This is a genomic window from Pseudomonas sp. ME-P-057, assembly GCF_030208975.1.
In the GTDB taxonomy this organism is placed as follows: domain Bacteria; phylum Pseudomonadota; class Gammaproteobacteria; order Pseudomonadales; family Pseudomonadaceae; genus Aquipseudomonas; species Aquipseudomonas lutea.
Map to the genome: position 1 here is coordinate 205,074 of NZ_JARVSX010000023.1, position 21,906 is coordinate 226,979.

Consider the following 21,906-nt stretch of genomic DNA (forward strand, 5'->3'; position numbering starts at 1 on the left):
CAGGTGTCGGATAGCCGGGCGACACATCGGCAGTCGGCTTGAAAAAGGCGCGGCAGTATAACCCGAGGCCGGATCAGGTACATCTGCTGGCGATGAATCAACAGTCCTCATCGCTCGACACGCTGACTGATACATGGATGAAACAGATCGTTACGGCTGTCTGGAAGACAGGAATTTGAATAGTCATTTTTTGGCGCAAGCACTACAGTGGCAAGCTGCCTGCATTACCGCGCATGGCGCAGAATTGCCTTGATCTGGTGGCTTAAAGTAGTACAGGTCATCTTGCCGGTACGGGACGGATCCTTAATACCCATGATGAGTCAACGAGTGACTGCCCAAACCATCCAGCGTTTATTGCTGAAACGCTTCGCACTTGCTACCGGCACCTACGTGCTGGGGCTGATGCTCGTATGGATGGCCTATTTTACCGGCTATTACCATGCGTCTTTCTTCGGCATCTGGTGCACCAGTGTGCTGGTGCTCTTCTGCCAGGCTGCCTTGAGCCTGGTGTTCTTTGGCGGATACAACCGGCGTTTCAAAGACCCCAGCCTGACCGAATTCCAGGTGCTAGTGGGGCTGGGCTGGCAGACGTTTCTGATCAGCCACGTCGAGTCCGCGCGCGGCACCTTTCTGGTGGTGTACGTGTTGGTGCTGATGTTCGGGCTGTTTCATTTGCGGCCCAGTGTCTTCGCCCGGTGCGCTTTTTTTGCGCTGCTGGGATTCGCCGGCGTCAATCTCTGGGACGCCAGCCACGGACGACTCGCTGATCCGGGCCTTGCCGTGATTCAAACCTGTGCGCTGTTTATCGTTTTCTCCTGGCTGTGCCTGTTTGCGCGGTTCGTGCAGAACTCGCGAAACCGTATGCATCAGCGCCGGATTACCCTGCAGGCGCACCAGGAAACCCTTCGCGGGATGATGCTGCAGCTCGAGGAACTGGCCTCCACCGACGAACTGACCAATCTCTATAACCGCCGTCACTTCTTGCGCATTGCCACCCGCGAGCTGGAGCACATGGACGGCAATTACACCGCCGGGCTGGCCTTGATCGATCTTGACCATTTCAAGCGGGTCAACGACATTCACGGCCACGCGGCCGGTGACCGGGTGCTGCAGATGTTCGGCAAAATCGCGGCGCAATGCCTGCGTTCCGACGATATTCTCGCGCGCTATGGTGGTGAGGAGTTCGTGCTGCTGATCCCGCGCTGCACGCGTGCGCAATTGGTCGATTGCTGCGAGCGCATCAGGCTGGCGTTCACCCGCGTCACGCTGCCCGAATTTCCCGAGCTGGACCTGAGCCTTTCGATCGGCATGTCCGTGATCGAGCGCGGCGACCTTATGGATCGGGCATTGCAGCGCGCCGACCAGTCGCTGTATCGCGCCAAGCATCAGGGCCGCAACCGTTGTCACGGCGCCTGGGATTACGCCGATGCCTGATGTCCGTGCAGGCGGCCGACGATGGTCGGTCGCGCCTGCCAGCAATCTGCTCGACGCCCTTAACGAGGCTGGGTTTTCGGTGCCCTACAGCTGTCGCGCCGGCAGTTGCCACGCGTGCATGGTGCGCTGCATTTCGGGCGAACCGCTGGACGCCGCGCCCGAGGCACTGAGCGCTGAAAAACGTGCCCAGGGCTGGCGACTGGCGTGTCAGTGCCGAGTCTTCGACGACCTGGCCGTCGAAGTTTTCGACCCCTTGAACGATGGCTTGCCAGCGCAGGTCACGGCGGCGGACTGGCTAAGCCCATCGGTTTTGCGCCTGCGCCTCTCCCCTGAGCGGACGCTGCGCTATCGCGCTGGCCAGCATCTGGTGCTGTGGACCGCGAGCGGCGTCGCGCGACCCTACTCGTTGGCGAGCGTGCCGGGGGATGATCCGTTTTTGGAGTTTCATATCGAATGCCATCGTCCGGGTGCTTTCGTCGACGTCGCCCGTACGTTGCAGCCTGGCGATTCGGTTCGCCTCGGTGAGCTGCGCGGCGGCGCATTGCATTACGATCCCGACTGGCAGGACCGGCCGTTGTTGCTGCTGGCGGCGGGCACCGGGTTGGGCCCGCTGTGGGGCTTGTTGCGAGAGGCTTTGCGGCAGGATCATCGGGGTGACATCCGCTTGCTGCACCTGGCGCGAGACACGCAGGAGCATTACTTGCACCTGGCGCTGAACGAGTTGGCGCACCGGCACCCGAATCTCTCCGTGGACTCGGTCGAGACGGCGCAGCTTGCGACGCTGCTTGGCGAGTTACGGGTGACATCCCGTCAGACGGTCGCGCTGGTGTGCGGATCGCCCGCGAGCGTCGAGGCATTTTCCAAAAGGCTGTTCATCACCGGCTTGCCGCGCGGGCAGTTGCTGGCGGATGTGTTCGTGGAGAAAGGCTGAGCTGACCCGCGTTAACGAAAAAGCCCGCGCTCTCACGAGGCGGGGCTTTTTCAGTCCTGAGGTGCTGCTTAAACCATTGGATCGCCAACGTGCAGAATCTTCATGCCGTTGGTGCCGCCGATGGTGTGGTAGCTATCGCCTTTGGTCAGAATGACCCAGTCGCCTTGCTCAACCAGGCCACGCTTGACCAACTCATCCACAGCCGACTGGCTGACTTGACCGGCCGGCAGGGCCGCCGGGTCGAACGGGATGGTGTAAACGCCGCGAAACATCGCCGCGCGCGCCTGAGTGGCGCGATGCGGGGAGAAGGCGTAGATCGGCACCGAAGAACGGATGCGCGACATGATCAGCGGCGTATAGCCACTTTCGGTCAACGCGATGATCGCTTTCACGCCAGGGAAGTGGTTGGCGGTGTACATGGCGGCCAGCGCAATGCTTTCGTCACAACGGGTGAACGAGTGACCGATGCGGTGGCTGGAGGTCTTGCCGGTCGGATGACGCTCGGCGCCGACGCAGATCCGCGCCATCGCTTCAACGGCTTCTACCGGGTAGGAGCCGGCGGCGCTTTCTGCCGACAGCATGACCGCGTCGGTGTAGTCGAGCACGGCGTTGGCCACGTCCGATACTTCAGCGCGAGTCGGCATGGGGCTGGAGATCATCGACTCCATCATCTGCGTCGCAACAATGACCGCCTTGTTATGACGACGGGCGTGCAGGATGATTTTTTTCTGGATGCCCACCAGCTCGGCGTCGCCGATTTCCACGCCCAGGTCGCCGCGGGCAACCATGACCGCATCACTGGCGCGAATCAGCGCGTCGAGGGTTTCGTCGTCTGCCACGGCTTCGGCGCGTTCGATCTTCGCCACCAGCCAAGCGGTACCACCGGATTCGTCACGCAGTTTGCGCGCGTATTCCATGTCGGCAGCGTCGCGCGGGAACGAAACGGCCAGATAGTCCAGGTCCATCTCGGCGGCGAGCTTGATGTCCTGCTTGTCTTTCTCGGTCAGCGCTGGCGCCGTGAGGCCGCCGCCGCGACGGTTGATACCTTTGTGATCCGACAGCGGACCGCCGATGGTCACGGTGCAATGCAGTGCATCGGCAGTCTGGGTGTCAACGCGCATGACCACGCGCCCGTCGTCCAGCAGCAGCTCGTCGCCGACGCCGCAATCCTTGACCAGATCGGGGTAATCGATACCAACGATGTCCTGAGTGCCTTCGGTCAGAGGATGGCTGGTGGAGAAGGTGAATTTGTCACCCACCTTCAGCTCGATCTTCTTGTTGACGAATTTGGCGATGCGGATCTTCGGGCCTTGCAGGTCGCCCAGCAACGCGACGAATCGGCCGTTCTTGGCGGCGATGTCGCGGATCAGCTTCGCGCGAGCCTTGTGCTCGTCGGGCGTGCCGTGGGAGAAGTTCAGGCGGGCGACGTCCAGGCCGGCGAGAATCAGCTTCTCGATGACTTCCGGCGAATTACTGGCAGGGCCCAGTGTGGCTACGATTTTGGTGCGGCGAACGGTCATGCACAAACTCCTTAAATGAAGCGCAGCGAGAGGCTACTACTGTATTGCTCTGTAGTCATTGTTCGTTTGCACTACCCGGGCGCCGAATCGCTGGTCACAGGGCGGTGTGCGGGGGCGCAAATCGGCCTTGAAGAAATTGGTCGATACGCCGATACAAGGGCTGAACACAGGAGACTCTCATGCGAATCGTGATGATATTAGTGGCGCTGTTGGCCTTGGGTGGCTGCACCCGTTGGGCGATGAACAGCCATTTGAACAATGCCAACCGCGCCTACGCCCAAGGCGACTGTGACGCAGTGATGTACAACTTGTCCAAAGTCGACCGGGAAAGCCGTTCCCGTCGCTATGTGCAGCCTGAGGTCTCGATGTTGCGCGGCCAGTGCCTGGAACGCCAGAAGTTCTACATGGACGCGGTCCAGACCTACCAGTTCATCATCACTCAATACCCCGAAAGCGAGTACGCGTTCCGGGCCAAGGCCCGCCTCGATACGCTTCATCAGCTGGGCCACGACAACCTGGCGCCGCCCGCGACGCCACGGCCTGCGTCACGCTAGTTACACCCGAGTGGATGTACGGTTACGTTTTCGGGTGGATATCCGAGAAACCTGAGCTAGGCTGCGATGGGTAGGGAGCTAAGTATTAAGCATCGGTGGCGAATGCCGTCGTTGCTCAATGCATGGCGATGTTTGCGTTTATCGGTAAATCGGATGGGCAGCAGTGACTTTTGCCCATGCCGGCTGAGTCAGAGAACGTCATCGTTTTTTCAATGATGGATTCTGGCATTACACGGGTCTGGCAGTTCCGTGCGAGCGAATCCCAAAGCACTAGCGCGGCCATGCTCAATGGTCATCTCAGGGCGAGTGTCCGAATGCTGAACGAAAGACGAATAGAGCGTCATCAACTGCCTTACTACCTGCAAGTGTTCAACCGGTACACCGACAGACCGATGGGCTGTCTGGGAAACGTGTCGGAGCAGGGTCTGATGCTGATCAGTGATCTGCCCATTCTGGTCGGGGCCGATTTTCAGTTGCGCCTCAAGGTACCGGACGGCAAGAACGGTTTGTACAACATCGATATTGATGCGAGCTGCCTCTGGTGCCAGGAAGATGAAACCCCACGGGTGTTCGATTCCGGTTTTCGCTTGCAGACAGCGCCGGCTGAATACTTCGTGCTGATCCAGGCGTTGCAGCGTTATTTCAGCTTCTACTCGCTGGAAGCCTCCGCTTGAGGACTGGCGCTTTATAACGCGCCAGCTTTTTTCCAGCTCATGTAACGGCTCACCAACTCGGGCCCCAGTTCACTGGGGCGCACGTCGAGAACCGGGATCCGGTTGGCGAGCAACCGATCATGCAGCTCCCCTCGGGCGCTGACCGTCTCAATCGCCCCGCAATAATCCATAGCCTGTTGCCACGTCTGCACCGGTGTCCGGCGCAGATCGTCGAGCACGCCCTCGCGCAGGCTGGCGACCAGCACGCGATGGTGACGGCTCAGTTGCTTGACTGCTTGTAACAGCTGCTCGTCATCTTCGTCCCGCAGGTTGGTGATCATTACCACCAGAGCGCGGCGTTTCTGACGCGCGAGCAGCCTGTTCACCGCCGCAGCGTAGTCGGCAGGACGCTGGGTCGCGTTCACGTCGTAAAGCTGGTTCAACAGCACATTCAGTCGGCTCGCGCCTCTGACCGGCGCAAGATAGCGGTCCTTATCCCCTGCGAACGTTGAAACACCCACTGCATCGCCCTGCCTCAACGCCACGTAGGCCAACAGCAGGCAGGCGTTCAGTGCGTGGTCGAAATGCGACAGGTCTGCGTCCTGGCTGCGCATGCGTCGACCGCAATCGAGCATGAAGAGGATCTGCTGATCGCGTTCGTCCTGATATTCCCGGGCGATGGGCGCGCGATGCCGCGCCGTGGCTTTCCAGTCAATCTGGCGCAGGCTGTCGCCTTCGCGAAACTCACGAAGTTGATGGAATTCCAGCCCCAGCCCCCGTCGTGGATGCTGACGAACACCCATCTGCCTGAGCCAGTTTTCGACGCCTGGCAGCTGCCCGTTGTGCAGCCGCGAGAAATCGGGGTACACCCGAACGGTGCTGACATCTGGCAGATAGCGCCTGGAGAACCACAGGCGTAACGGGCTGCGGATATGGATTTCGGTTTGCTCGAGCGAGAAATCACCTCGACTGGCGAAGCGCAGTCGATAGGTCAGCTGAGCTGTGCGCTGCGGACGCAAAACGACGTGCTGCGGCAGATTCACGGTTTCGTAGCGTGCGTGCGGCTCCGAAGGCCCGTGATCAAAGAGCGACAACGAAAGGGCGCGCGGTGAATCGTGTTCCAGTTCAACGCGCACTTCGCTCCAGCGTCCCATCGCCAGGCTGCTGCTCATATGGCGCTTGATCCGAGGGGACGGGAGGCGCCACAGCCAGAGCGCATCCAGCACAGCCACGACAGTCAGCAGCGAAAGCAGAACCCAGAAAAGACCATCCAGCTTTGCAACCGGGCCTCGCCCAAGGGCCTGCAACACGCCGAGCAACAGGGATACGCCGAGCAGAACGGCCAGCCACCCAAGCAGGGGTTTTGACGGCGTGAGCAGTGACTTCATCGGCGCGGCGCTGCCACCTGATCCAGCAGTTGCTTGAGCAATTGATCCACGGTCGTCCCTTCCATGTCCAGTTCAGGTGCGAGCCGCACCCGATGACGCAGCACCGCCAGCGCGCAGCTCTTGATGTCGTCGGGCAGGACAAACTCTCCACCGCGCAGCAGCGTTCGCGCACGGGCTCCCCTGACCAGAGCGATGGACGCCCGCGGGCCTGCCCCCAGCGCGAGGCCGGGCCAGGTGCGCGTCGCCCGTGCCAGCCGCACGGCGTAATCAAGCACCTGATCATCTGCCGGCAGCTCGCTGGCGATTCGTTGCAGTGCCTGCACATCCCGGGCTTGCAGCAGCGTGCGTAATGGCTGCACATCAAGCATGTCGGAACGCGTTGAGCGGGTTACCTGGCGCACCATTTCCAGTTCCTGCTCCGCCTGAGGGTAGTCCATGCGCACCTTGAGCATGAAACGGTCTAGTTCGGCTTCGGGCAGCGGATAAGTGCCTTCCTGCTCGATCGGGTTCTGCGTCGCGAGCACCATAAACGGTTGCGGGACGGCAAGGGCGCGGCCTTCCAGCGTGACCTGGCGTTCCTGCATCGCTTCAAGCAGCGCCGCCTGGGTCTTCGCCGGCGCGCGGTTGATCTCGTCGGCAAGCAGCAGGTGGGTAAAAAGCGGCCCCTTGCGCAGCTTGAATTGCTCGCTTTGCATGTCATAAACGGCGTGGCCGGTGACATCGCTGGGCATCAGGTCGGGTGTGAACTGAATGCGCGCAAAGTCGCCGCCAAAGCACCGGGCCAGTGCCCGCACCAGCAGTGTCTTGCCCAGACCGGGTACGCCTTCGAGCAACACATGGCCACCGCCGATCAGGGCAGTCAGCACGTCATCGATGACGGCATCCTGCCCGATGAGCGCTTTTTGAAGTTCGTGTCGCACCGCCTGCGCCAGATGAATTGCCCGTTGACGCTGCTGCGCCGGATTACTGGTGGGAGCGGCTTGAGGTTCAGCGTCTCTTGTATCCCGGGTCGGCTCGCCAGGATGAAGCTCATGGGTGACGTGGCTCGGCTCGGTCGGTTGATCGCTCATAAGGCATTCCTGAGGGTTTGCAGGTAGGCAACCTGACGGGTGAATTCGCTGCTGGAAAGGCGCTGCTCGGGCCGGGGTCGTAGGGCCTTGCCGACGCTGCTGGTGGACTGACCTGTCATGCGCGCCAGTGTTTGCCATTGTTCGGTCACCGCCAGCGTTTCAAAGCCTGGGTGACGTTGCCGGGCGCGAGTGAAGATGTCCCGTTGCAGGGCACGCAGCGCAGCGTGGTGACCTTCGCGGCGAAGGATGAAATCGGCACTGGCACGCAGGTGTTCGCTGAGCTGCCGTCGCCCGCGATCATGGGGTGGCACCATCGGGCCGTGGCGCGTGCCGGCACGCCAGACGACCGCCACCAGACACAGCGCCAAGACAAACAATGCCTGGGGGAAGTACTTCCCGAGCAAGCCGAACAGGTTGTCGTGATCGGTGCGCAGCAACATCGTGACGGTGCTGTCCTGGCTTAGATACCAGAGCAGCCAGGCGTTGTCGTATCCACCGATGGCGTCGGTCTTCCAAAGCTCGGCGTCGGTCACCACGGTGATCAGCCCGTTGCCGTAAACCATCTGCAGCAGATGCGTGGCGTCGGCGCTGTTGGCCCACGACCGCGCATGGTCCTCAGGGTCATCAAGATGGAATGCCGGATCGAAGCTCATGTACGCCGGGTCGTTTTCGTTCTGGACGTACAGTCGGGTCAGCTCAGGCCAGGGCATTTCCGGAGCCTGAAGTTCCGGGACGCTCAGCGGGATGACAGGTTTGATTTGGGCGCGCTGCCGCTCGCGGTCCTGTTCTTGAAGGTCTCGGGACAGGAATTGGCGAAGCTGCAGCGCATCCAGCAGGAGATCACCGCTGTTGCCACGGTCTTCATCCCATATCTGCTCGGCAACAAACAGCAGCCGGCCGCCGGAACGTGCCCACGCCAGTACGCGGTTGACCTCGGAAGGTGTCATGTTTTCCCGTGAGTCCAGGAGCATCAGTGTCTGCGGCTGCTTGCCAAGCTCCGGGAGGGTCGTCAGCGTCTGGGCATTCTTTACTTCCATGCCTTGCTTGCGCAGAAACGTCTGCGCGGCGAGGTAAGGATTGGCTCGTGCTTCGGGAGACGGACCCTGATCGACGGTTTCCTGATAGCGCTCCAGACGCTTGAATAGGGGGACACTGGCAATGGCCACGCTCACCAACATCAGCATAACGACCAGCCCGATGATCCATCGCCGACTCATGCCGTGACCCCGGGCGTGAACAGCTTCCGCCAGCCTTCGCAGAGCGAGTGCCGCGCCTGCTCAGGCGGAGTTTGATGCCCATAGGCAAGATTCTGCCAATGCCGCGTCAGCTCGCTGCTGAATTCATTGAGGCTCGGCTGGTTGAGTTCGGCGATGCGCGCCAGTATCTGGCCTTCGGTGTCGGCAGTTTTAAGAGGCAGGCGGTAGTCGGTCACCAGGCGGCTCAGCAGCGCCCGGTACAGCAGGCCCAAAGCCTCGCGAGGCGACGTAAGCCAGAGTTTCTCGGCTGCGGCTGCGACGTCTGCCGGCAGGGTCTCAGCGCGAAGTTGCAGGCCGAACAGTTGCTGAGGGGCGTTCGTGGAGCGGGCACGTCTGGTCGGAGTTCTTCCGACGAACGTCGCCAGCCATGCCCGATATCGCCAGATTACCCACGCGGACGTCAGGACGAGCAGCGACCACAACAACACCTCGAATGCCGCCGACAGGGTTTTACCTACGTTCAGCAGGCTCACCACAAGCTGCGCGATCCAGTCAGGCGTCGCCCTGGAACCAGCACGGTGCCCGGTCTGCGCGAGGCGCCAGCCGGACTCCACTTTCGGGTTCTTGAAGGGGGGTTGCTCCAGCACTGAGTGGACAGCGCCCCGTGATGCCTCGCTGGTCAAGGGCTGGGCAAGCAGGCGCGGCGAATCCGGCGGTGCTGCGTCGAGGTCGGTCTGTGGGTTATCCAGTGGGGGCAGCGGGCAGCTGTAGCCCGACTCGGCGGGAACCGCTTCGGCCTCTGATAAGTCCGCCATTGCCGGAACGGGCAGCAAGGCCACAGTGAGAAAACTGCTCAAAAGGATCGTCAGCGCGCTGCCAAGGACACGCTGCCGGAGTTTGCGAAACCCCAGTTCAATGTCCCATGCCTCCAGCGTGGTTCGCCGATTAAGGTAAAGCGCAAACCCGCACGAGACATAAACCGGCCCCCAGACGACCAGTACCAGAGCATAAAACCCGTTGGTCAGATGCTCCAGCCAGTTCCACTCACCTTCAACGTCCAGCAGGCTGCGCCAGGACCAGTCCGCTTCGATCTGCGGCGGGATCATCGCGTAGAACAGCACCATCAGTCCGAGCCAGAAGGTCAGTTCGATCGCGCTGCCCGCCGCAGTTAACCATCGCGCGATCATGACGTTGTTTTGGCCGAGCACGGCCAGGCGATGCGCACGCGGCAGGCCGTCGAGGCCTTCGAGTTGTTGCACCGGCTGAAAGAAGGCGCGGCTGAGGCTGAAACGGCGCCAGGTCAGGCTTGCAATCAATTGCGGCTTGAGCACCGAGGGGAAGTGTTTCAGTGCCTGCTTCAAAGAAGGTGCCGAACCAAACAGTGCCTGCGACAGGATCAGCAGCGGCAGACGCTCGTACGCAGGTTTCAGCCACCAGAATACGAGGATTGCCAGCGAGGGGTAGTCCCATAGCAGCACCGTCAGCAGCGTGAAGAGAGGCAACGTGACAATGGCCCAACTGAGCATCAACAAGGTGCGGTGCTTCTGAGCCAGCAGTACTCCGAGGTCCAGGGCTTCCCAGGGTGTGCGCGGGCGAATGGCCACGCTGGCGTCAATCAGGCGCATGGGGCGTGCGTCCGGCAAGAGTCAGATAGGTGCAGACCAGCAACCACAGCGCGGCACCCACCAGATATTTAGCCCCCGCTGACGGCCAGGTCATCGACGACCAGTACGCTTCGATAAACGCCGCGATCAATAGGAACATCATTACGCCGCCGATCAGTCGCACGCTGATGACTGCAGCGCCGCGAAGGGCTTCACTTCGGCGCAGGCGGCCGGGAGAGACCAGCGCCCAGCCCAGTTTCAGCCCGGCAGCGCCCGCCAGCATGATGCCTGTCAGTTCAAAGGCGCTGTGCCCCGCCACGAACGGCCAAAACGTATTGCCAAGGCCTGCCTGCGTCAGATGGCCTGCAACCGCTCCGATCATTACGCCGTTGAAGAACAGAAAAAACAGGCTGCCGATACCGAAGAACACACCGCTGGCGAATGTCTGGAAAGCGATGCCGACGTTGTGCATGACGTAGTACCCGAACATCAACCCGTCGGTACTCGACGTGCGCTCGACGACCTGGCCGATGCGCCGTGCAGCGGGTTCGTACATGGCATGCATTTCAGCGACATCGGCGGGGCTGACCAGGCTGTATATCAGGTCCGCAGAACCGTAGACCAGAAGCCCCATGAGCATAAGGCTGCCGAAGAACAACAGCCCGGCGAGCGCCACCCAGCGCCATTCGGCACGCACCGCACGCGGGAACTCCGCGAGGACAAAGCCAAGCAATTGCACGGCGAAGTGGCTTCTATGGCGATACAGCTGCTGGTGGCCGCGCGTCGCAAGCTGCTGGAGCTCCTCAACCAGATAGCTTGTGTATCCGCGGTCGAGCGCCAGCGCCAGGTGCTGGCAGATCTGCCGATACTCCCGGCTGAACCCGACGGCAGATTCGCTTTTGCGGCGGCTGCGCTCCAGGTCGTCAAGCCGTGCCGCAAAGCGTTGCCAGCTCTCCTGATGGCGCTGCTCGAACAGATTCTGCTTCATGCCGATTCCCGCGTCATGGGGCACCGACCAGGCTGCGAGCAATGCCATTCAACTGCCGGACCGGGTGATGTGGATCTGCAGTGGAAGACAGCTGCAACGGCTGTGTGAGGATCGCGGCAAGTTCCTGAGCTCTGGCGGGGGACAGCGAGCCTTGCCGCTCTGCAAATGCGCTGATGACACGTTGTTCTTGCAAGGTGAGAGGCAAGGGCGGGAGATACGCAGTGGCCTCAATCAATGCCGGCCGCTGCGCAGGCAGGTCCCGGTAGATCACCAAAGTGCCTGCGGCAAGATCGCCAAGGCGTTTGAAGTGCGAGTGCTGCAGGCACGCAAACCCACCCACACAGTAGCCGAACGGCAGCATGTCGACAAAACGCAGCAGGTTGCGCAATACCGACGCAGCCCAGCCGACCGGTGTGCCGTCATCGTGAACGACGCGCAGCCCCATGATCTGTTTGCCTGGCGTGCGCCCCTGGTTCAGTACTTCGAAGAGCACCATATAGCCCCATGTTCCGAGAAACAGCGCGAGCATGAACAGCCCGGTCCCGAAGTCCCCCAGCGTACCCAGCAGAAAGAACAGCGTGCCGAGCACGACACCACGGATCATCAGGTCGATGGCAAATGCGAGCGAGCGGGAGATGACGCCGGCCGGGCGCAGTACGAGATCGATGCCTTCAGGCGTTTCGATGCGTACGCGGGTATCCAGCGCTGGCGGCGGGGCAGTCATGCTGGGCTCTGCACGCGTGGGGGACATAAATAAAGGTACGCCGGTGAAAGAGGTTTGATGCTAGCCACGCGGAGGTGGCTAAGCAACCGGATGATTCTGGCAGATGCGTGGGAAGTGTCCTGTTACAACTTGCTTGCTCTTGAGCGCCGTCACTTTCCCACAAACTGTGTCGCGATATCCTCTGCGATCCAAAGGCGGCGGTGAGGGCTGATGCATAAGGGCATCTGTTAGACTCGACCGGTCTTTGTTCAGGATCAGCCCGTGACTTCCAGCATCTTCTGGTACGACTACGAAACCACCGGGATCAATCCCCGTAATGATCGGCCGCTGCAAGTGGCGGGCATTCGCACCGATGATCAGCTCAACGAGATCGGCGAGCCGATCAATCTTTATTGCCAGCCCAGTGACGACATCCTGCCTCACCCGGCGGCCTGTCTGGTCACGGGGATCACACCGCAGCGGCTCGCGGAAAAGGGCCTGTGTGAAGCGGATTTCATGACTCGGCTCCACGCTGAAATGTCACGGCCCGGCACCTGCGGCGCAGGCTACAACACCCTGCGCTTTGACGATGAGATGACCCGCTACAGTCTTTACCGCAACTTCTTCGATCCCTATGCCCGTGAGTGGCAAGGCGGTAACAGTCGCTGGGATTTGATCGATGTGGTGCGCACGGCCTATGCGCTGCGTCCGGAGGGCATTGTCTGGCCGGAAGAAGACGGACGGGTCACGCTGAAACTGGAGCGGTTGACCGCGGCCAACGGGATCGACCATGGCCATGCCCATGATGCGTTGTCCGACGTCCGTGCAACGATTGCGCTGGCGCGTCTGGTCCGTGACAAACAACCGAAGCTCTACAGTTACCTGTTTGAGTTGCGCAACAAGCACAAGGTGCAGGATCAGATTCGACTGATGCAGCCGCTCGTACATATATCCGGTCGGTTTTCTGCCGCGCGTAGTTATGTGAGCGTGGTACTTCCGCTGGCCTGGCATCCGGTCAACCGAAACGCGTTGATCGTATGTGACCTCTTTCATGACCACAGCCCTTTGCTGGACGAAGACGGCGAGAGTTTGCGCCAGCGTTTATATACCCGCCGCGAGGATCTGCTCGACGGCCAATTACCGATTCCGCTCAAACTTTTGCATGTGAATAAGTGCCCCGTCATCGCCCCGCTGAGCGTGCTGCGTGAAGAAGATCGGCAGCGCCTGCAGATCGATATGGATGTTTATAAAACCCGAGTGGCGGCGTTAAACGACGGGCAAGCGATCTGGCAAGACAAGTTGAAAAGCGTTTATTCGAGTGAGAACTTCGCGGCCAGCGAGGACCCAGAGCAACAGTTATACGACGGCTTCATCAATGATCGCGACCGGCGTCTCTGCGAACAGGTGAGAACGGCAGAGCCGCAGCAACTGGCCACCGATGTCTGGCCGTTCGACGATGCGCGGTTGCCCGAATTACTCTTCCGCTATCGCGCCCGCAACTTTGCCGAAACGTTGAGCGCTGTCGAACAGCAACGCTGGCAAGCGTTTTGCCGATTGCGCCTGAGTGATCCCGAAGCCGGCGCGCCCAATACACTCAAGGCGTTCAGTCGTGCACTGGTCGAGCGCTCACTGAAAGCGACTCCGGAGCAACTCAAAGTCCTCGCCCAGTGGCAGGAATACTCCCTGGATTTGAAACAGCGCTTGGGACTCTGAACCACCGGGCACTGTGACTAAAGGACAGTCATAAAAAACGCCAGCATGGGCTGGCGTTCTTCAATAGGATCGTACATCTCTACGCGATGGGGGACGCCCTACCTGGAATTAATCCAGCAGAGTTGCCCAGCCTTCAACTTCGTCGCCGCCCCACTTGGCTTTCCACTCTTTCAACGTCTTGTGGTTGCCACCTTTGGTTTCGATGATTTCACCGTTGTGCGGGTTCTTGTATTGCTTGACCTTGCGAGCGCGCTTGGTGCCGACCGGTTTTGCAGCAGCGCCACGTGGTGCCTTCATTTTGGATTCTGGGTCCAGCAGCGCGATGATGTCACGCAGGGACTTTTGATATTCACCCATCAACGTGCGCAGTTTGCCTTCGAACTCAAGTTCTTTCTGCAGTTTGTCGTCTTGTTGCAGGTTCTGCAGGCGGGCTTGCAGTTCTTTGATGGCTTCTTCTGTTGCGCGGTATTCGTTGATCAGTGACATGGGGATGACCTATGTTGTGATGTGAGGGGCATGAGCAATGGCCGCATAATAATCAGAGTGTTTACGCAAGTAAACATTTAAGAAAAGTTTTATCTGTAGCATTTTGAAATAGCCTCAGACACGACCCCGTTTTAGATACACATGTCACGTTATAGATCGCAATGACCCTACCGTTTGCAAGTGCAGTTTCTGGCGCCGTGTATCCGCCGTCATTGCCCCGCCGGAGCAGTTGTGCATTATCGGCGGTGGGGTGCGCTTTTTTGCCGCCGCAAATGAGCGGCATCGGAATACTGCACAGTTCTCGGGTAATCGCTAGAATGGCGGCCTTTGCGAAGTTCTGGAGTTTTTCACATGCGCACTTTTCGTCTGGTGATTGCTTGCCCGGACCGTGTTGGTATCGTTGCCAAGGTCAGTAACTTTCTGGCGTCATACAATGGCTGGATCACCGAAGCGAGCCATCACTCCGACAGTCTCAGCGGCTGGTTTTTCATGCGCCATGAAATCCGCGCCGATTCGTTGCCCTTCGATCTGGAAGGTTTTCGCCAGGCCTTTGCGCCCATCGCCAATGAATTTTCGATGGACTGGCGCATTACCGACTCCGCACAAAAGAAGCGCGTTGTGCTCATGGCGAGCAGGGAGTCCCATTGTCTGGCCGACTTGCTGCACCGTTGGCACAGCGACGAACTGTATTGCGAAATCGCCTGCGTGATTTCTAACCACCAAGACCTGCGCAGCATGGTCGAGTGGCACAACATTCCTTATTACCACGTGCCGGTTGACCCTCAAGACAAACAGCCGGCGTTCGCCGAAGTCTCGCGCCTGGTCAAGCACCATGAAGCTGACGTAGTTGTACTTGCGCGCTACATGCAGATCCTGCCACCGCAGTTGTGCCGCGAATACGCGCATCAGGTCATTAATATTCACCACAGCTTCCTGCCTTCGTTTGTTGGCGCCAAGCCTTACCATCAGGCGTCACTGCGCGGCGTGAAACTCATTGGCGCCACGTGCCACTATGTCACCGAAGAACTGGACGCCGGTCCTATCATCGAGCAGGACGTGGTGCGTGTCAGCCATCGTGACAGTATCGAAAACATGGTGCGTTTCGGTCGGGACGTGGAAAAGATGGTCCTGGCTCGCGGCCTGCGCGCGCACCTGGAAGACCGTGTGCTGGTGCATGACAACAAGACAGTGGTGTTCGATTAAACCGCATTGCTGCGCCGGACTTGCGCCGGCGCTTCGGGTGGCGGGCAGGTCGGCAGGTTCTACTGAAAGGCAGGGGTATCCAGGATGAGCAACCCATTCGACAAGGCCACCTCCAAAGCCCCGCCGACCGTAGGGGAGGGCTGCCTGAGTCGTTACGACGTCGATGCGATGACGGCGCAGGACGGCACCGAATTCGAGGGGGCCGAAGCGTTGTGGAAGCAGCTGATGCCGGCAGAGCCAGACGAACAGTCAGGCGGCCTTGATCCGCAGTAACTTGTGCAGCAACGGCCGCCCCACCATCAGCAGGAACACCGGCCCGCCCGCCACCAGATAAAAGTAATAAGTAACGATCCGCCAGATCAGGATCGCGGCAGCGGCCGTCGATTTGCCAACCATCGGCGCCAGCAGGGCGGCGGAGGTCAGTTCAGCGGCGCCGGCCCCACCCGGCGAAAGGCTGAACTGCCCGGCACTCAGCGACAGCATCTGCACCAGAAACGTCCACGCCCAATCGATATTGACGCTCAACCCCCGCAGCGCCAGGTAAAGCACGCTGTAACGCAAACTCCAGTGAACGCAGGTCAATGCAAATACCTGAAACAGGATGCGGTGGGGCATCTTCCAGGTTTCAGCCAGTGCGTCCCGAAAATGCAGCAGCTTGCGCGCCCATCGTATGCGCGTACTGTTTTTGCGCTTCAAGCGTTTAAGCACCCGACCGTTGAACAGAATGATTCGTCGGTGATACCGCGCGAAACCGGCGCAAGCGCAGAGTCCGGCACCGATCAATAGCGCGCTCGCTATCAGCATCCATTCGAGGTTTTCGCTAAGTTTATGGAACACGGCATAAATCAGAATGCCGATCAGCGCCATCAGGAAGAACACCAGGTCCATCAGCTGATCAGTGGCGAAGGCCGCCGTGCTTTTCGCAGGCCCAATGCCGCTGCGCGAGAGCAACGCGACCAGCGTCAGTGGCGCTCCGCTGCCCCCTGGCGTGGCGCAATACGCGAACTCGGTCGCCATCACCACCGCCAGGCTTTTGCGCAAGCCGAGCCCGCTTGCGCTGTCGCCGAGCAGCAGGCGCAGGCGCATGGTGTTCATGCACCAGCCCACCAAGACCATGGCGAACATGCCGATGAGCAGCAGGATCGGAAAGTTGCGCAGGCGGTGGAACATGTCCGCCCCGCCCATGAAAAACGGAATGAGCAGGGCGAGAATCAGTGCTGCTGCGAGCCAGCCTAATCGCCTCACGCCACGGACCTGGAGACATTCAAGCCTTGCAGCCACGCAAATTTGGTCATCGGCTTGCGGCCTTTATCCAGCAGGCGCTCAAGGACTTGCAGCCAGTAACGGCGAGAGAATTCATGGCGCATGTCGACGGGGTGAAGCCCCAGACGGAGCGTTGCGGCGTTTTGCAAATGAGCCTCGCGATGGTCGCTGATGATTTTTGATACGCCTCGGCGCCAGGCACTGCGAGCGCTCCAGACGATACCCGGCGCATCGATCCGGGAAAAGTCCGGCAAACGATACAAGTGTTGGGCATCACTTGTGTAGTCCAAAGGCAGTTTTCGCAGTGCATTGCGTGTGCCGTCGCTCATCAGCCACGCGGGGGCGACAAATCCGTGCAGTGGCCATTCGTTGCGTGCGAACACTTCGATGCCGGCTTCGAGTCGCTGCAACGCTTGTTGCTCGGTCAGGGTATAGAACTCGCCTTCCCACGTGTAAATACGCCGCATGAAGAAGCCTTGAGGGGTTCGCGGAGGAGGGCTGTCATCGCAGTGGTAATAGCCGTGTAGCGCCAACTCATCGCCTTGGGCCAGACGCTGGTGCATCAGTTGCTGAAAGTCAGGATTGGCGTCGATTCGGTCCTGCTTGTGGAAATCAGGCACCACCAGCCAAGTGATAGGGATATTGCCCATCGCATCGACGGCTTCCACAAAGGGGCGGTAATCCGGCCAGGTCTGGGGTGCCACGTCATGAAGGACCAGCATCACGCTGCGCTGTGCATTTATAGAGTGTTCAACCATGAGCGTAGACCGGCTGATGGGCGTCAAGCACTGCCCGATAATGGCCAAGCAGGCCGTTGACTACGTTATCCCACGCGTAATGCGCCTTGACATGACGCCGCGCATCCGCACCTCTTGCTGCGACATCCGTGCTGAACAATTGACGAACCGCGGCGGCCATTGCAATCGGGTGGTTTGGTTCGCAGAGCAATCCGCAACGCTCGGGAATGATCTCGCGGAATGCCCCTGCCTCTACCGCTACCACCGGGATACCGCTGGCCATGGCTTCGATCACCACCAGGCCGAAGGTTTCCTGGTCGCCGGCGTGCACCAATGCGTCAGCGCTGGCCAAAAGGCGTGCGACCTCAACGGCCGGTCGGACCTCGCCCATCACGGTCACGTTGTCCGGCACGCCAGCGGGCATGTGCGAGCCCACCAGCAGGAGGTGATAGCCAGCGCCCAGAGCCTTCATGCAATCGAGCAAAACTGGCAGGTTCTTTTCTTTGGATCCGCGACCGGCGAACATCAGCAGCCGGGTTTCTTCGCTGAGGCCGAGTTCGGTTTTCAGCCCGGGGTCGCGGCGAGAGGGGTGAAAGGTCTGCAGGTCGACCCCCAGTGGCTGCACATGCACGTCTTTGACGCCGAGGCGGATCAGCTTGTCCGCCATCGCAGCGCTTGGCGCCAGCACTCGGTCGAAGTTGCCGTAGAGTTTGCTGACGTAGTTCTCGACATTCGCGCCTAGCCACGCGCCGATCCGGTTGCTCACCAACAGCGGCAAATCCGAATGATAGAAACCGATGACGGGCACATCCAGCTGACGGCGGGCGTTCAGCGCCGCCCAGGCCGTCAGGTAAGGATCGCCGACCTCGATCAGGTCGGGCCTTAACGATTGCAACGCATCCCGCCACGGCCCGACGCGTATCGGAAAACGGTAACCGTTGCCAAACGGCACGGGCGGCGCGGGGACGCGGTACACACCGTCCTCATGGCTGCTTTGCGGGCCGGGAATGAGCAGGCTGTGTCGCACGTCCGGGTAGGCCGCCAGGCGACGATGTTTAGCGTCAAGATAGGTGCGCACGCCACCGCTGGCAGGGGCGTAGAACATGGTCATGTCAGCGATATGCACAGTGAACCTCCGTCCGTGTCTGGTGCTTCTGGTTGACCATCTACCGATACAGATGTTCGGTTGCAGGTCGTCGGTGGACGCGTTCGCCGAGTGTCACGCCGCTTGCGCTAAAGTGATGAGGCGGCTCGGGCTTATGTGAAGCGCTGCCACGACGGTCGGTGTCAGCATGACGCTGTCGGAAATATCAATGGGACACTTGGGTGAACAGATGCCTGACTCACAACAGATCGTTATTGGCGCTGACTTGAAGGGTCAGGCAGTGGGGCAGGCGATGCGTCTGGCCAATCGCCACGGCTTGGTGGCCGGCGCGACCGGCACCGGCAAAACCGTGACCTTGCAGCGGTTGGCCGAAGCGTTCAGCGATGCCGGCGTCGCGGTGTTTGCTGCCGATATAAAAGGGGACCTTTGCGGACTTGGCGCGGCCGGCGAACCTCAAGGCAAAATCGCCGAAAGGATTGCAGGGATGCCCTGGCTCCATCATAAGCCCCAGGCCTATCCGGTCACTCTGTGGGATGTGCACGGTCAATCTGGTCATCCGCTGCGCACCACGCTGTCGGAAATGGGACCGTTGCTGCTGGGAAGTTTGCTGGAGTTGACGGACAGCCAACAGTCCGCGCTTTACGCGGCCTTCAAGGTCGCTGATCGGGAAGGGTTGCTATTGCTCGATCTGAAAGACCTCAAAGCGTTGCTCAATCATCTGCGCGACAACCCCGAGGTCCTCGGCGAAGACAGCGCTTTGATGACAACAGGTTCAAGTCAGGCGTTGTTGCGTCGACTGGCGATCCTTGAACAGCAAGGCGCCGAGGCATTATTTGGCGAGCCCGCGCTGCAACTGGAAGACATCCTGCAACCTGCAAGCGACGGCCGCGGGCGCATTCATCTGCTCGATGCCAGCCGGCTGGTGCACGAGGCGCCGAAGGTCTATGCCACTTTCCTGCTGTGGTTACTGGCAGAGCTCTTTGAGCAACTGCCTGAGCGAGGCGATGCTGACAAGCCGTTATTGGCGCTGTTCTTCGATGAAGCGCATCTGCTGTTTGCTGACACGCCGAAAGCGTTGCAAGACCGGTTGGAGCAGGTGGTCCGGTTGATCCGGTCCAAAGGCGTCGGGGTTTATTTCGTCACGCAGTCGCCGGGTGACCTGCCGGACGCCATTCTGGCGCAGCTCGGCTTGCGGGTTCAGCATGGCCTGCGCGCTTTTACCAGCAAGGAGCAAAGGTCGCTGAAAGCGGTGGCAGAGGGTTTTCGGCCCAACCCGGAGTTCGACGCGTTATCGGTGCTGACTGAGCTGGGCACTGGCGAGGCGCTGGTGGGCACGCTGCAGGACAAAGGCACGCCTGAGAGGGTCCAGCGCGTGCTGGTCGCGCCGCCTCAATCGCGCATCGGGCCGCTTACCGGTGCCGAGCGAGCCGAACTGATCCGCCGCTCGCCGCTTGCCGGCCGTTATGACAAGCCCATAGATCGTGAGTCAGCCTATGAAATGCTTTTAGCGCGCAAGGGCGGGGCGTCGGACGCGACGCAAAAACCCTCGTCCGAAGAAAAGTCAGAGGGCGGTTTTGCCGAAATGGCAGGGGGCTTCCTGAGCGGGCTGGCGGGGCAGGCCATGAAAACTGCAGTGCGCCAGGCCGCCAATCAGATCGGTCGTGAATTGGTGCGCGGGCTGATGGGGTCGCTGCTGGGCAGTAGCAAAAAACGACGTTAGGCAGGCCGCTGAAAGCCATTGTTCGACGCACAAAAAAGCCCATTCAGTGAATGGGCTTTTTTGTCGTCAGCAGGGTCAGGCCAGCGCTTTGGACGCCAACCAGAACAATCCTGCGGAGAGTGCAACCGTGGCGGGCAGGGTCAGCACCCATGCCAGCAGGATATTTCGCACGGTACCGCCTTGCAGCCCGCTCTTGTTCGCGACCATGGTCCCCGCCACGCCGGACGACAGAATGTGGGTAGTTGAAACCGGCAGGCTGAACACGTTGGCAAGCGCAATGGCGCTGGCCGTGGTGATCTGCGCGGACATGCCCTGTGCATAGGTCATGCCTTGCTTGCCGATCTTCTCGCCGATGGTCAGTACCACACGTTTCCAGCCAACCATGGTGCCGATACCCAGCGCGAGTGCGACGGCGAAGATGACCCAGAACGGGGCGTATTCCGTGGTAGCGGTCAGGTCCTTGCGCAGCTTCTCGAGATCCGATTTTTCGCGGGCATCCAGTGCCGGCAGCTTGCCGACCTTGCGTGCCGTGTCGTCCAGGCACAGCAGATAGCGGCGCACTTCGATGCGGTGCTCTGGTGCCAGGCTATGGTAGTCGTTGACGCCTTTGAGGTTGTTCAACAAGGCATCGATGGTTGGCTCGGTCTGCTCGGGGTTGCAGCTGAAGCGCTCGGGCAAATCACCCGTCGTGGATTTGCCCAGAGCCAGGTACTCGCCCAGTGTCGCGTTGTTGCGCTGATAGAACTGACTCAGGTGCAAAGTGGCGTCGCGGGTGCGCTCGATCTGATACGTCGTGGTGCTCAGGTCCAGAACGAACTGCGCCGGTACGATACCAATGAGCACCAGCATGATCAGACCAATGCCTTTCTGGCCATCGTTGGAGCCGTGTACAAAACTCACCGCCATCGCCGAGATCACCAGAACCAGACGATTCCAGAACGGTGGGTGCTTTTTATCATCGAGCTTGCGGCGTTGCTCAGGCGTCTTGTGCATCTTCGACAGGGGGCGCCACGCCTTCAAGCCCAGCAGGACCAGGCCTGCAACGATGAAGCCCGCCAGGGGCGAAAACACCAGCGAGGCACCGATGTCGATCGCCTTCTGCCAGTTCACGCCTTCACCCAGCGGGATGTGGTTGATCAGCGCGTTGGCCAGTCCCACACCCAGAATGGAGCCAATCAATGTATGGGAGCTGGAAGCCGGAATACCGAAATACCAGGTGCCGAGGTTCCAGGTAATTGCAGCGGCCAATAGCGAAAAGACCATAGCCAGCCCGTGACCGGTATTGACGTTGATCAACAACTCGACCGGCAGCAGGTGGACGATGGCATAGGCCACACCGACACCACCCAGAAGCACCCCGAGGAAATTGAACACACCTGAAAAGAACACCGCTAGATGGGGCGGCATGGCTTTGGTGTAAATGACTGTCGCCACCGCGTTGGCAGTGTCATGAAAGCCGTTGATGAACTCGAAGGTGAGGACAAACGCCAGGGCAAGCAACAAGCTCACAATTACCCAAGCATCCAGTCCGCTGAATAGATCGATCATGGAAGGTTTTCTGACCCGGTCTTAAGGGGGCGGGATTATGACAGAAAAAAAACTAATCGATAGGCACGCCGCTCATTGGTAGCAGCCTGC

The 21,906-nt window shown here is 60.2% G+C and carries 20 protein-coding genes; 8 read left to right on the forward strand and 12 right to left on the reverse strand.

Translation table 11 applies throughout. The annotated features are described in order from the left end of the window. Nucleotides 1–327: 327 nt before the first annotated feature. Both QRN48_RS14070 and QRN48_RS14075 read left to right on the forward strand, forming a co-directional pair. The gene (locus QRN48_RS14070; protein ID WP_037014547.1) at nt 328–1,434 is read left to right on the forward strand and encodes a GGDEF domain-containing protein; all 1,107 of its coding nucleotides are present in this window, start codon (nt 328–330) and stop codon (nt 1,432–1,434) included. Then, entirely contained in the window at nt 1,427–2,365 is a 939-nt protein-coding gene (locus QRN48_RS14075) for an iron-sulfur-binding ferredoxin reductase (RefSeq protein ID WP_285351196.1), read from the forward strand. The genes QRN48_RS14070 and QRN48_RS14075 overlap by 8 nt, the downstream gene beginning before the upstream one ends. 68 nt (nt 2,366–2,433) lie before the next feature. Here QRN48_RS14075 and pyk read toward each other — a convergent pair whose 3' ends face one another. Then, nucleotides 2,434–3,885: a pyruvate kinase gene (gene pyk, locus QRN48_RS14080; RefSeq protein ID WP_037014538.1), complete on the reverse strand. Its 1,452-nt coding sequence runs from the start codon at nt 3,883–3,885 to the stop codon at nt 2,434–2,436. Nucleotides 3,886–4,064: 179 nt separating this feature from the next. On the opposite strand from pyk, the gene QRN48_RS14085 reads away from it, so the two are divergent. Both QRN48_RS14085 and QRN48_RS14090 read left to right on the forward strand, forming a co-directional pair. Further along, a complete protein-coding gene (locus QRN48_RS14085) occupies nt 4,065–4,439 on the forward strand; it encodes a tetratricopeptide repeat protein (RefSeq protein WP_037014535.1) in 375 nt (124 codons plus the stop codon). Between the two features lie 314 nt (nt 4,440–4,753). After that, entirely contained in the window at nt 4,754–5,113 is a 360-nt protein-coding gene (locus tag QRN48_RS14090; protein WP_037014532.1) for a PilZ domain-containing protein, read from the forward strand. Nucleotides 5,114–5,124: 11 nt separating this feature from the next. Here the strand turns inward: QRN48_RS14090 and QRN48_RS14095 are convergent, their stop codons facing one another. The 6 genes from QRN48_RS14095 to QRN48_RS14120 are packed head-to-tail and all read right to left on the reverse strand — an operon-like array spanning nt 5,125 to nt 12,089. Beyond that, nucleotides 5,125–6,480 (reverse strand): DUF58 domain-containing protein, encoded by a 1,356-nt coding sequence (locus QRN48_RS14095; protein ID WP_285351199.1) that lies wholly within the window; start codon nt 6,478–6,480, stop codon nt 5,125–5,127. Further along, entirely contained in the window at nt 6,477–7,550 is a 1,074-nt protein-coding gene (locus tag QRN48_RS14100) for an AAA family ATPase (RefSeq protein WP_285351200.1), read from the reverse strand. The genes QRN48_RS14095 and QRN48_RS14100 overlap by 4 nt, the downstream gene beginning before the upstream one ends. After that, entirely contained in the window at nt 7,547–8,767 is a 1,221-nt protein-coding gene (locus QRN48_RS14105; RefSeq protein WP_285351202.1) for a DUF4350 domain-containing protein, read from the reverse strand. The genes QRN48_RS14100 and QRN48_RS14105 overlap by 4 nt, the downstream gene beginning before the upstream one ends. Continuing rightward, nucleotides 8,764–10,371 carry a DUF4129 domain-containing protein gene (locus QRN48_RS14110; RefSeq protein ID WP_285351203.1) on the reverse strand — a complete coding sequence of 536 codons (1,608 nt, stop codon included), beginning with the start codon at nt 10,369–10,371 and terminating at the stop codon, nt 8,764–8,766. The genes QRN48_RS14105 and QRN48_RS14110 overlap by 4 nt, the downstream gene beginning before the upstream one ends. Then, nucleotides 10,358–11,338: a stage II sporulation protein M gene (locus QRN48_RS14115; protein ID WP_191942998.1), complete on the reverse strand. Its 981-nt coding sequence runs from the start codon at nt 11,336–11,338 to the stop codon at nt 10,358–10,360. Before QRN48_RS14115 ends, QRN48_RS14110 begins: the two co-directional genes overlap by 14 nt. Nucleotides 11,339–11,351: 13 nt before the next feature. After that, nucleotides 11,352–12,089: an RDD family protein gene (locus QRN48_RS14120; protein WP_502944600.1), complete on the reverse strand. Its 738-nt coding sequence runs from the start codon at nt 12,087–12,089 to the stop codon at nt 11,352–11,354. 234 nt (nt 12,090–12,323) lie between these two features. Here QRN48_RS14120 and sbcB point away from each other — a divergent pair, with 234 nt between their 5' ends. Continuing rightward, nucleotides 12,324–13,754: an exodeoxyribonuclease I gene (gene sbcB / locus QRN48_RS14125; RefSeq protein WP_285351207.1), complete on the forward strand. Its 1,431-nt coding sequence runs from the start codon at nt 12,324–12,326 to the stop codon at nt 13,752–13,754. 108 nt (nt 13,755–13,862) lie between these two features. Here sbcB and mvaT read toward each other — a convergent pair whose 3' ends face one another. Further along, nucleotides 13,863–14,240 carry a histone-like nucleoid-structuring protein MvaT gene (gene mvaT, locus QRN48_RS14130; protein WP_037014513.1) on the reverse strand — a complete coding sequence of 126 codons (378 nt, stop codon included), beginning with the start codon at nt 14,238–14,240 and terminating at the stop codon, nt 13,863–13,865. 351 nt (nt 14,241–14,591) lie between these two features. On the opposite strand from mvaT, the gene purU reads away from it, so the two are divergent. Both purU and QRN48_RS14140 read left to right on the forward strand, forming a co-directional pair. Continuing rightward, nucleotides 14,592–15,443, forward strand: a complete 852-nt coding sequence (purU, locus tag QRN48_RS14135; RefSeq protein WP_191943002.1) for a formyltetrahydrofolate deformylase — start codon at nt 14,592–14,594, stop codon at nt 15,441–15,443. An 84-nt stretch (nt 15,444–15,527) separates the two neighbouring features. Further along, complete coding sequence (locus QRN48_RS14140) at nt 15,528–15,716, forward strand: hypothetical protein (protein ID WP_191943003.1); 189 nt, start codon at nt 15,528–15,530, stop codon at nt 15,714–15,716. On the opposite strand, the gene gpgF is transcribed toward QRN48_RS14140, so the two are convergent. Genes gpgF through gpgS form a run of 3 tightly spaced genes read right to left on the reverse strand, consistent with a single transcriptional unit; the run spans nt 15,693 to nt 18,569 of the window. Further along, nucleotides 15,693–16,688 (reverse strand): glucosaminyl phosphatidylglycerol flippase, encoded by a 996-nt coding sequence (gpgF, locus tag QRN48_RS14145; protein ID WP_191943004.1) that lies wholly within the window; start codon nt 16,686–16,688, stop codon nt 15,693–15,695. The two genes, QRN48_RS14140 and gpgF, sit on opposite strands and share 24 nt — an antisense overlap. Further along, on the reverse strand, nt 16,685–17,464 hold the full coding sequence (gpgD, locus tag QRN48_RS14150; RefSeq protein ID WP_285351210.1) for an N-acetylglucosaminyl phosphatidylglycerol deacetylase: 780 nt from the start codon (nt 17,462–17,464) through the stop codon (nt 16,685–16,687). Before gpgD ends, gpgF begins: the two co-directional genes overlap by 4 nt. Continuing rightward, on the reverse strand, nt 17,457–18,569 hold the full coding sequence (gene gpgS / locus QRN48_RS14155) for an N-acetylglucosaminyl phosphatidylglycerol synthase (protein WP_502944601.1): 1,113 nt from the start codon (nt 18,567–18,569) through the stop codon (nt 17,457–17,459). The genes gpgD and gpgS overlap by 8 nt, the downstream gene beginning before the upstream one ends. Nucleotides 18,570–18,777: 208 nt before the next feature. Between gpgS and QRN48_RS14160 the strand changes: the two genes are divergently transcribed. Further along, nucleotides 18,778–20,268, forward strand: coding sequence for a helicase HerA-like domain-containing protein (locus tag QRN48_RS14160; protein ID WP_285351217.1), 1,491 nt, complete (start codon nt 18,778–18,780; stop codon nt 20,266–20,268). 75 nt (nt 20,269–20,343) lie between these two features. Here the strand turns inward: QRN48_RS14160 and QRN48_RS14165 are convergent, their stop codons facing one another. Then, the gene (locus tag QRN48_RS14165) at nt 20,344–21,816 is read right to left on the reverse strand and encodes an inorganic phosphate transporter (protein WP_037014502.1); all 1,473 of its coding nucleotides are present in this window, start codon (nt 21,814–21,816) and stop codon (nt 20,344–20,346) included. Nucleotides 21,817–21,906 lie beyond the last annotated feature (90 nt).